The following is a 9,692-nucleotide window of genomic DNA, read 5'->3' on the forward strand; positions in this document are numbered from 1 at the left end:
GAAACTCCCGTCTGTGGGGGATGTGGGGGGATGTGGGGGGTTCGGGGTCAGCTGCGGGTCCACCGCTGGCCGGCGCGCCCGTCGCAGCTCCACAGGACCAGCGCGGTTCCTTCGGCGGTGCCGCTGCGGTCGGTGTCCAGGCACTTGCCGGCGTGGACGTTGCGCAGGGTGCCGTCGGAGGAGGCGGTCCACTTCTGGTTGTTCTGGCCGTTGCAGGACCAGGTGATGACCCGGGTGCCGTCGGCGGTGCCCTGGTCGTAGGCGTCCAGGCACTTGTCGCCGAAGACCCGGACCTCACCGCCGGCCCAGCTGGTCCACTGCCGGTCGGCGGCCGTCTCGCAGCCCCGGATCGCGGCGGCGGCCCCGGCCGCGGTGGAGGACCCGGTCACGCCCAGGCAGCGGCCCGACGCCGGGTGGCGCAGCAGTCCCGAGGTGGAGGCGAGCGGGGTGCCGCCGCTCACGCGGAACGCGGCGACGCCGTGCGCGGGGACGCTCGCCGACAGGGAGCCGGACGAGGTGGCGCCGGTCCACAGGTCGGTGAGGGTGAACGGCCCGCCGGACAGGCCGACCTGAGCCGGCGTCGTACTGACCGTCGCCGTCGCGGAGCCCCGGTTGAACAGGCCGACGGCCACCGACCCGTCGGCCAGGGGCTTGGCGAACACCTCGGTGTTGCCGTCGTCGCGCACCCGGCGTCCGCCCGCGCCGAGCGGGTCCTGGTTCACGGCGAGCAGCCGGGGGTTGCGCAGGATCGCGCTGACGTCGGCGGACATCGTCCGGATGTCGTTGCCCGCCATGAGCGGGGCCGCCATCAGCGCCCACAGGGCGAAGTGGGAGCGGGACTCGGCGAGGGTGAGTCCGGGGCGGCCCACGACCAGCATGTCGGGGTCGTTCCAGTGGCCGGGGCCGGACTGGGCGGCGAGCGGGGCGTTGATGTCGAGGACGTTGCCGACGCCCATCGGGTAGCTGTTGGTGTTGCCGTTCTGCCAGATGTCGAGCAGGTCCTCGGTGGTCCGCCACAGGTCGGCGACCTGGCCCCAGTCGTAGGTGGAGCCGGTGATGGCGTGGAAGCTGTTGGGGTTGATGCTGTAGACGATCGGGCGGCCGGTGGCGCGCAGGGCGTCGCGCATGAGACTGAAGCGGGCGACCTGTTCGTCACGGGTGCCCTCGGAGGAACACCAGTCGTACTTCAGGTAGTCGACGCCCCAGGAGGCGAACGTGGCCGCGTCCTGCGCCTCGTGGCCCCTGCTGCCGGTGGACCCGGGGAAGGCGCCCGTGGTCTGGGCGCAGGTGCGGGTGCCGGGGACCTGGTAGATGCCGAACTTGAGGCCCTTGCCGTGGATGTAGTCGCCGAGCGCCTTCATCCCGGAGGGGAACTTCGTCGGATGGGCGCGCAGGGCGCCGGACGCGTCGCGCTGCGGGTCGAACCAGCAGTCGTCGACGACGACGTACCGATACCCGGCGTCGCGCATGCCGGAGGACACCATCGCGTCGGCGGCCTGGCGGACCTGGGCCTCGGTGATGCCGCAGCCGAAGCTGTTCCAGCTGTTCCAGCCCAGCGGCGGGGTGAGCGCCGGGCTGCCGGGCGCGGCCGAGGCGGGAGAGGGGGCCGTGGCCGCGACGGACAGGGGGAGGGCCAGAGCGGCGGCGGTGAGGAGACGAAGCAGTCGTCTGAGCACAGGGCTCCTTCCGGGAGCGTCAGACAGCGGAGGACTGACCTGGTCGACCGGTATGCGTCACGTATACGTCCCGCACGGAACGTTCGAAATTTCGTGCCGATTTCGGATCGTTGGTGGGAGGGACTCTAGAGAGACTTCCGGCTGTGTCAACAGCATCGCGACCGCCGATCGACCCGTAAAGGGCGCCTCGACCGCGAAGCGCAGGTCGGAGGCGGAAGTGTGAACATCCCCAACATCGAAACATTTCGGTTCCAAGACCGAATCATGCGAGACATATTGACGGGATGTCTGAGGCCCCCCATCATCCAGTTCTGCTCGACGCGTCGATTCGCTCTTCTCCACCGCGCGACCCCACCCCCCGCAACCGTCCGAGGAGAACCATGAATCCCCGCACGCCGCACCACACCCTCCTGGGCAGCCTCACCGCCGTCACCCTGCTGGCCGGCGCCACCGCCGCAGTCGCGCTCCCCGAGGCCGCTCCCGCACCCGGCGTCAAGGCGTCCACATTAGGCGCCCAAGCCGCCCAGTCCGGCCGCTACTTCGGCACCGCCGTCGCCTCCGGCCGCCTCGGCGACGGCACCTACACCGGCATTCTGAACCGGGAGTTCAACCAGGTCACCGCCGAGAACGAGATGAAGTGGGACACGGTCGAACCCTCCCGCGGCTCGTTCAACTTCGGCCCCGGCGACCGGATCGCGAGCCAGGCGTCCTCGCACGGCCAGAAGCTGCGCGGCCACACCATGGTCTGGCACCAGCAACTGCCCAACTGGGTCAAGTCGATCGGTGACGCGAACACGGTCCGCAGCGTCATGAACAACCACATCACCCAGCTCGCGAACCGCTACAAGGGCCGCATCCACTCCTGGGACGTCGTCAACGAGGCGTTCGAGGACGGCGGCAGCGGCCGGCACCGCTCCTCGGTCTTCCAGGACCGGCTCGGCGACGGCTTCATCGAGACCGCGTTCCGCACCGCCCGCAGCGCCGACCCGGCCGCCAAGCTCTGCTACAACGACTACAGCATCGAGGACTGGAACGCCGCCAAGACCCAGGGCGTCTACCGCATGGTTCGCGACTTCAAGAACCGCGGCGTGCCGATCGACTGCGTCGGCTTCCAGGCCCACTTCGGCGCGGGCGGACCCCCGTCGAACTTCCAGACCACCCTCGCGAACTTCGCCGCCCTCGGCGTCGACGTACAGCTCACCGAGCTCGACATCGCGCAGGCCGGGACGAACGCCTACGCCAACGCCGTGCGCGCCTGCCTCAACGTCGCGCGCTGCAACGGGATCACCGTGTGGGGCATCCGGGACAGCGACTCGTGGCGCAGCCGCGAGAACCCGCTGCTGTTCAACGCGGGCGGCGGCAAGAAGCCCGCGTACAACGCCGTCCTGACGACCATGGGCGGCACGCCCTCCTGACCGGCCCCGAGGCGGGGGAGCGCGCCCGCTCCAGGGGAGCGCTCCTCCGTCAGATCCGCCAGGAACGCAGCGTCTCCGCGACCGCGAATATGGTCAGCCGGGTCTCGCGGCACTTCCTGATCAGCTCGGACAGGGCGCCGTAGGGCGGGTTGATGCCCTCGCCGGACTGGTCCAGATACTGCGTTGCCACGAACGCGGCGAAGAGGCTGTTGCGGTGGGGGAGAGGTTCGAGGCGCGTGATGGTGTGCAGGAGCGCGGCGGCCCGCCAGGCGGCATCGGGGTTGGACGCCGCCAGCGTCGGCATCCGCGTCCGGTGCCGGGCCACGGCCGCGACCAGGGCCGAGTAGTCGGTGACCGACACGTCGTCGGCGCCGAGCGCGGCCTCCTGGACGTCCAGGAGCCACGAGACGTCGATGTACAGGGTCTCGCTCATCAGGCGGCGGCGGTCCCGTCACCGCGCTGCGAGGGCGGGATCTCGTCCGGGAACGCCTGGTCGAACTCCTCGCGCAGCTTCTCCGCCCACGACGCGGCACCGGCCACGAACTGCTTGCGGCGCAGCTCCCGCACCCCGAGATCGTGCAGATACTGCTTGAGACTCTTGCCTTCCGCCGCGGCAGCCGCGCGGACGCCTTCCATTTCCTCGTCGGTGAAAGTCACGTTCAGTGAGGGCATACACCCGATGGTACCTAGTCGGTACCACGCGGCGCCAGCACAGCCGCACGCACCGCACGCGGACTCGCCCCGAGCTCACGGCGGCACGCCTTGTTGAACGCCTGGAGATCCGCGATCCCGACCGCCGCCGCGACGGCGCCGATCGACAGCGTCGACGACAGCAGCAGGTGACGGGCGCGCTGGAGACGCCGGTGACGGATGTAGGCGACGACGGTCCGGCCGGTCTCGGCGCGGAACACCCGCGTCAGATGGGTGTGCGAGACCCCCACGGCCCGCGCCACGTCCGGCACGGACAACGGCCCGGCGAGATGCTCCTCGACGTACGCCCGCGCGGCGGCGACGAAGGGATGCGCCCGCCCGTCCGCCTCACCCCCCGGCAGCTCCGCGACGCGCCACAGCGCCGCCCACACCTCGGCCGCGGCCCGCGCCGGAACCGCGGCCGTCACGGCACGCCGCAGCAGATCGGCCAGGCGCGCGCTCTCCGCGCCGGCGTCCTGCATCACCGGCACCGTCCGCGCGCTCCCGCCCTCCGCCAGCCGCAGATGCACGTACAGGTGCTCCGACCGGCCCCGGTAGCGGAAGCGCACCTCGGTGTCCGGCGGCACCAGGCTCACGTGGCCGGGCCGGATGGCGTGCACCGACCGGCCCAGGGACAGGGTGCCGTCGTAGTGGTAGAGGTGCAGCTGCCACAGGCCGGGCAGCCGGAACACGTCGTGCGCGGTGGCGACGCCGTGCACCCCGATCCCGGCGGCGACGACAGCGGGCGGCTCGTCGAGCCGGAGCGTCACATGGTCCACGAGGTCGGAAAACTACCAGCAGTCGACGATTCGCGCCCACGACCGGGGCGCCGGGCGCCCGTACGGTCGTCGTATGTCAACCAGCAAGCACCTCCTGACGTCGGTTCAGGTGGCGCGGTTCGTCGCGCAAGGATTCCTGCGGCTCGACGGGGTGGTACCACCCGGGATCAACGAACGCGCCGTCGCGGCCCTGGACGAGAACCTGCCCCCCGTCCCCTACGGCACCCCGCTCGCGGAGGCGTTCGCGCCGGGCACCTTCGTCCACGACCTGATCGCCCTGCCCGCCGTCGCCGGCGCCGTCGAGAGCCTGGTCGGCCCCGGTCCGACCGTCGACCACCAGGCCGTCCACGTACGCGAACCGCACGAGGGACAGGCGCAGCCCCTCCACGGCGACGCGATCATCGACGTACGGCCGGACGCCTTCGACATCCAGCTCATGTACTACCCCCACGAGGTGACCCCCGCGATGGGCGGCACCCTCAGCGTTCCCGGCAGCCATCTGCGCCGCATCAACGAGACCGACGTCGGCCGCGTCCAGAACCTCCGGGGCCAGACCCGGCTGACCTGCCCGGCCGGGACGGTCGTCCTCGTGCACCACGGCATCTGGCACAGCGGCCGGCGCAACGACACCGCCACCCGCCGGTACATGTACAAGCTCCGCCTCAACCCGACCGTGCCGCAGGTGCGGCTGTGGGACACCGCCGACCTCCACGACCCGGCGGTCACCGACGAACTCGGCGTCTACCTCCCCTGGTACGAGCAGGCCACCGCCCGCCTGGAGATCTACAACCGGGTCCTGCTGTGGCGGGCCCTGACCGGCGACGAGTCCTTCGACGTCGAGTACTGGGTCACCCGCGTCACCAACCGCCCCGCCCTCCGGAGCCACGCATGAGACAGCACGTCCTCGTCCTCTACCTCGCGACGTCCGCACTCGACTCCGACGTCGTCGGCTGGTCCCGCTACGACGGCACCGCCCGCACCCGCCCCACGACCGGCGACAGCGACGAACCGCCCTACCCCACCGGACTCGCCGCCCTGCACGACGGATGGCGCCTCTTCCAGACGTCCCAGCTCCTGCCGCCGCAGGCCGGGCACGAGTACGACGTCTCGTTCCTCAAGCACGAGTTCTTCTTCGAGAAGCTGGAGGAAGGGGGCACCGGCTGACTACAGGGTCTGCGCGCACCAGATCGTCTTGCCGTCGGCGCTGTGCCGGGTGCCCCAGCCCTGGGTGAGCTGGGCGACCAGCAGCAGGCCCCGCCCCCCTTCGTCGAAGGCCCGCGCCCGGCGCAGGTGCGGAGCGGTGCTGCTGGCGTCGGAGACCTCGCAGATCAGCGTGGAGTCGCGGATCAGCCGCAGCCTGATCGGCGGCGCCCCGTACCGGATCGCGTTGGTGACCAGCTCGCTGACGACCAGTTCGGTGACGAACGCGGCCTCCTCAAGACCCCAGGACTCCAGCCGCTCGACGGCGAACTTGCGCACGAGAGGGACCTGCGCGGGGTCCGGCTCGACGTCCAGGGCGGCGACGTGGTGGCGGGCCAGCGCGCGGGTACGGGCGAGCAGCAGCGCGGCGTCGTCGGTGCGGTGCTCGGGGAGCAGGGTGTCGGTGACCGTGTCGCACAGGGCGTCCAGGGAGACGGCCGCCGGGTCCAGGAGCCGCCCGAGGTCGGCCGCCCCCCGGTCGAGGTCGCGCTCGCGGCTCTCCACCAGCCCGTCGGTGTACAGGGCGAGGAGGCTGCCCTCGGGGAGCTCCAGCTCCGCCGACTCGAACGGCAGCCCGCCGACCCCGAGCGGCGGACCCGGCTGCGCGGACACCGGGACCGCACTGCCGTCCGGCGCGACGACCAGCGGCAGCGGATGCCCCGCGCTCGCCAGCGTGAAACGCCGGGAGACGGGGTCGTACACCGTGTACAGGCAGGTGGCGCCCGACTCGCCCGCCGAGTGCAGGTCGTCGCCGAGGTGCAGGACGAGGTCGTCCAGGTGGGTCAGCAGCTCGTCCGGCGGCAGATCCACGTCGGCGAGGGTGCGCACGGCCGTCCGCAGCCGGCCCATGCTCGCCGAGGCGTGCAGGCCGTGGCCGACGACGTCCCCCACGACCAGGGCGACCCGGGCGCCGGACAGCGGGATCACGTCGAACCAGTCGCCGCCCACCTCCGAGTCGCTGCCGCTGGGCAGATAGCGGTACGCCGCCTCGACCGCCTCCTGGCTCGGCAGCCCGCTCGGCAGCAGCGTGCGCTGGAGGGTCAGCGCGGTCGCCCGCTCCCGCGCGTAACGGCGGGCGTTGTCGACGGCGACGGCCGCCTTCGCCGCCAGCTCCTCGGCCAGGATCAGGTCGTCGGCGGTGAACGCCTCCGGCCGCTCCAGCCGGGAGAAGGCGACGACGCCGAGCAGCGCGCCACGCGCCCGCAACGGCACGGTGATCCGGCCGGTCAGCCCCTCCCCGGCGAGGGACGGGTCGATCAGCGGGTTGCCCGGCGGCCAGTGCGCCGGGTCGGCGGCGAGGCCCGGACCGAACGCCCACTCGCCGCCCTGACCGGGTTCGGCGGCGAGCTGCACCGCCGACACGCCGGTGACCAGGCAGTGCGCCGCGATGCTGCCGGGCGCGTGCTCGACCGGCAGCATCGCCGGGCCGGTGCCCTCCCGCGCGCTGTGCCGGGCGGCCCGCACCAGCGTGATCCGCTCACCCGGGGCGAACGCGGCAGGGGGCTCCTCGCCGTGCAGCACCTCGGCGAAGAGATCCACGGTGACCAGGTCCACGAACCCCGGCACCGGGGCCCTCGCCAGCTCCAGCGCGGTACCGGAGACGTCCAGCGTGCGGCCGATGCCGGCGCTCGCCTCGTTCAGGAGCAGCAGACGCTGCCGCGCCCAGTACTCGGCGCTCATGTCGAAGCCCCAGTTGGCGACGGCGCGGATCCGGCCGTCGCTGTCCCGCACGGGCCACATGCTGGTCGCCCACGCGTTGGCGTAGTCGCTGCCGAGCGGCTGGAACACCGTGATCAGCCGCGCGGGCACACCCGTGCGGGCCACCTCGGCCAGCCGGTCGGTGTACGCCTTGTCGTCCAGCTCGGGGAACAGCTCCCGGTACTTCTCGCCGCGCACCTGCTCCTCGGAGTGCGCCATCACCCGGCACGCGGAGGCGTTCACCCACAGGAACCGCAGGTCGGGGTCGTAGATGCCGAGCGCGAAGGGGCACTGCTCGAAGGCCCGGTCCGCGACCACCGGGCGGCGCCCCCAGGGCTGCGCGGTCACCGCGTGGCCCAGCGTCCGCCCGTCGGGACCGGCCAGCGGGTGGGCCGTCAGCACGGCGTCCACCGTCGAGCCGTCCCGGTGACGCAGCGCGAGAGGGGCCGTGCCGAGGCGCCCGGGGAAACCCGGCGGCGGGGGAGCGGCCAGCAGCCCGGCCACGGGGCGGCCCACGAGGTCCTCGGCCGTCCACCCCAGCAGCAGCGTGCCGCCCTCGCTCCAGCCGCTGACCACACCGTCCGGGTCCACCACGGCGACGGCCGTGGGCGCGTCCTGCATGCCGGTCGTCTCCACGCGCTACGCCTCCGTGCGAACAACGGTGCCCGTCAGGGCCGGGTCCAGCGGTTGGAATCAGCGTAGATCGGACCTTGCGCCGGGGCGCTTCGACCGGTACCCGGCGCTTCCCCCGCCCGCTCGTCAGGCTTGCTCGCGGACCGCCGGTTCGTTCGCCGCCCACCAGGCCGCGACCTGGGCCGGACAGGTGAAGCCGAGCTTGGCCAGCACGCTCTGGAGGTGGCCCTCGACCGTCCGGGGGGAGCGGCCCAGGGCGACGGAGATCTGACGGCTGTCCAGGCCCCGCGCCACATGGGCCGCGACCTCACGCTCCTTGCGAGTCAGCGCCGGGGCCGCGCAGGCGTCGCCGAGCGCGAGGCCGACCGCCCGCCGGGGCGTGTCGTACCGGCCGCCCTCCGCGAGCGCCTCCGCGTACCCGTCCGGGCCGAGCGCCGCGACGATCGCCTCCTCGCAGCGCGCCCGGGGCTCGGCGAAGTGCCCGGCGCAGGTGGACCCCAGCTCCCTGGCCAGCGGCCCCAGCGCGCCCAGCAGCAGGGCCGCGCGCCGGTGCTCGCCGAGCGCGGCCGACCCCCAGGCCAGCACCTCCAGGGCCATCGCGACCCCCGCGTGGTCGTGGAAGTCCCGGTGGATCTCCAGCGCGGTGCGCAGCACGGCGGTGCTCTCCTCGGCGCTGCCCCGCAGCCAGGCGTCGTACCCGAGGACCCACAGCGCGTAGGCGCGGGTCAGCCGCTCGCCGTGCGCGTCGGCCGTGGCCACCGCGCGCCGCGCGGTCCGCACCGACGCGGGGTCACCGAGATACATCTGCGCCAGCGCCAGCTGGAACAGCCAGCGCAGCGCCGACGCCTCCCCCTCCAGCTCCGACTGGACGGCCACCGCGCCCTCGAAGAACGCTACGGCGTCCTGCGGCCGTCCCCGGTACAGCGCCAGCGTGCCGCGCTCACCGCGCACGTACGCCCGCAGCAGCGGGTCGCCGAGCAGCTCGCCCAGCGTGTCCGCCTCGTCGAGACGGTGTCCGGCGGTGTCGAGGTCCCCCTGCATCTGGGCCACCCAGGCCGCCGTCCACAGCGCGGCGGCCCGCGCCGGCGTGGGCTCGGGGGCGTCGGCGAGCGCCTGGTCGAGGCGGCGGCGCCCCTCGCCGACGAAGCCGTTGCAGCACCAGTGGAAGCCCAGCGCCGCCGCCAGCTCCAGACGCGCCTGACCGTCACCGGCACCCTCGTCGTCCAGGGCCGCCAGCACGTTCCCGTGCTCCGCCCGCAGCTGGGCGAGCGCCTGTTCCTGGCCGGGACCGAACCAGGCGGCGGCGGTGCGCCGGGCGAGGGCGAGGAAGAAGGCACGGTGGCGCCGGGCCGTCCGCCCCCGCTCCCCGAGCCCGGCGAGCCGCTCCTGCCCGTACGCGCGCAGCGCCTCCAGCATCCGGTAGCACGGCCCGGCCTCCCCCTCCTCGACCAGCACCACGGACTGCGACACGAGCCGGTCGAGCAGATCCACCACCTCCCAGCGGGAGACGCCCTCCCCGCCGCAGACCTCCTCCACCGCCTCCAGCGTGAAACCGCCCGCGAAGACCGACAGCCGGCTCCACAGCGCCCGCTCGGCCGGCG

The 9,692-nt window shown here is 73.1% G+C and carries 8 protein-coding genes and 1 pseudogene; 3 read left to right on the forward strand and 6 right to left on the reverse strand.

Annotation, left to right across the window (positions count from 1 at the left end; all coding sequences use genetic code 11):
* Positions 1–47: 47 nt before the first annotated feature.
* Complete coding sequence (locus AOK24_RS23525; protein WP_055722061.1) at positions 48–1,676, reverse strand: glycoside hydrolase family 27 protein; 1,629 nt, start codon at positions 1,674–1,676, stop codon at positions 48–50.
* A 380-nt stretch (positions 1,677–2,056) separates the two neighbouring features.
* On the opposite strand from AOK24_RS23525, the pseudogene AOK24_RS23530 reads away from it, so the two are divergent.
* Positions 2,057–3,088, forward strand: a pseudogene (locus AOK24_RS23530) (glycoside hydrolase family 10 protein); the annotation flags it as partial.
* Positions 3,089–3,140: 52 nt separating this feature from the next.
* Here AOK24_RS23530 and AOK24_RS23535 read toward each other — a convergent pair.
* From AOK24_RS23535 to AOK24_RS23545, 3 genes are read right to left on the reverse strand one after another with little or no spacing between them, the layout of a single operon-like run.
* Positions 3,141–3,524: a hypothetical protein gene (locus AOK24_RS23535; RefSeq protein ID WP_055722063.1), complete on the reverse strand. Its 384-nt coding sequence runs from the start codon at positions 3,522–3,524 to the stop codon at positions 3,141–3,143.
* Positions 3,524–3,763 carry a hypothetical protein gene (locus AOK24_RS23540; RefSeq protein WP_010359597.1) on the reverse strand — a complete coding sequence of 80 codons (240 nt, stop codon included), beginning with the start codon at positions 3,761–3,763 and terminating at the stop codon, positions 3,524–3,526. Before AOK24_RS23540 ends, AOK24_RS23535 begins: the two co-directional genes overlap by 1 nt.
* Before the next feature lie 14 nt (positions 3,764–3,777).
* Positions 3,778–4,551 carry an AraC family transcriptional regulator gene (locus tag AOK24_RS23545; protein ID WP_079056953.1) on the reverse strand — a complete coding sequence of 258 codons (774 nt, stop codon included), beginning with the start codon at positions 4,549–4,551 and terminating at the stop codon, positions 3,778–3,780.
* Between the two features lie 82 nt (positions 4,552–4,633).
* On the opposite strand from AOK24_RS23545, the gene AOK24_RS23550 reads away from it, so the two are divergent.
* Both AOK24_RS23550 and AOK24_RS23555 read left to right on the forward strand, forming a co-directional pair.
* Positions 4,634–5,452, forward strand: a complete 819-nt coding sequence (locus AOK24_RS23550; protein WP_206191255.1) for a phytanoyl-CoA dioxygenase family protein — start codon at positions 4,634–4,636, stop codon at positions 5,450–5,452.
* A complete protein-coding gene (locus AOK24_RS23555; protein WP_055722065.1) occupies positions 5,449–5,724 on the forward strand; it encodes a hypothetical protein in 276 nt (91 codons plus the stop codon). The genes AOK24_RS23550 and AOK24_RS23555 overlap by 4 nt, the downstream gene beginning before the upstream one ends.
* Here the strand turns inward: AOK24_RS23555 and AOK24_RS23560 are convergent, their stop codons facing one another.
* Together AOK24_RS23560 and AOK24_RS52320 are read right to left on the reverse strand one after the other, a co-directional pair.
* Complete coding sequence (locus AOK24_RS23560; protein ID WP_055722067.1) at positions 5,725–8,079, reverse strand: SpoIIE family protein phosphatase; 2,355 nt, start codon at positions 8,077–8,079, stop codon at positions 5,725–5,727. It abuts the gene before it with no gap.
* Between the two features lie 138 nt (positions 8,080–8,217).
* Positions 8,218–9,692 (reverse strand): helix-turn-helix transcriptional regulator (locus tag AOK24_RS52320; protein ID WP_167376855.1); only part of this gene is annotated, 1,475 nt, incomplete at its 5' end.

This window comes from Streptomyces niveiscabiei (assembly GCF_001419795.1).
Taxonomy (GTDB): domain Bacteria; phylum Actinomycetota; class Actinomycetes; order Streptomycetales; family Streptomycetaceae; genus Streptomyces; species Streptomyces niveiscabiei.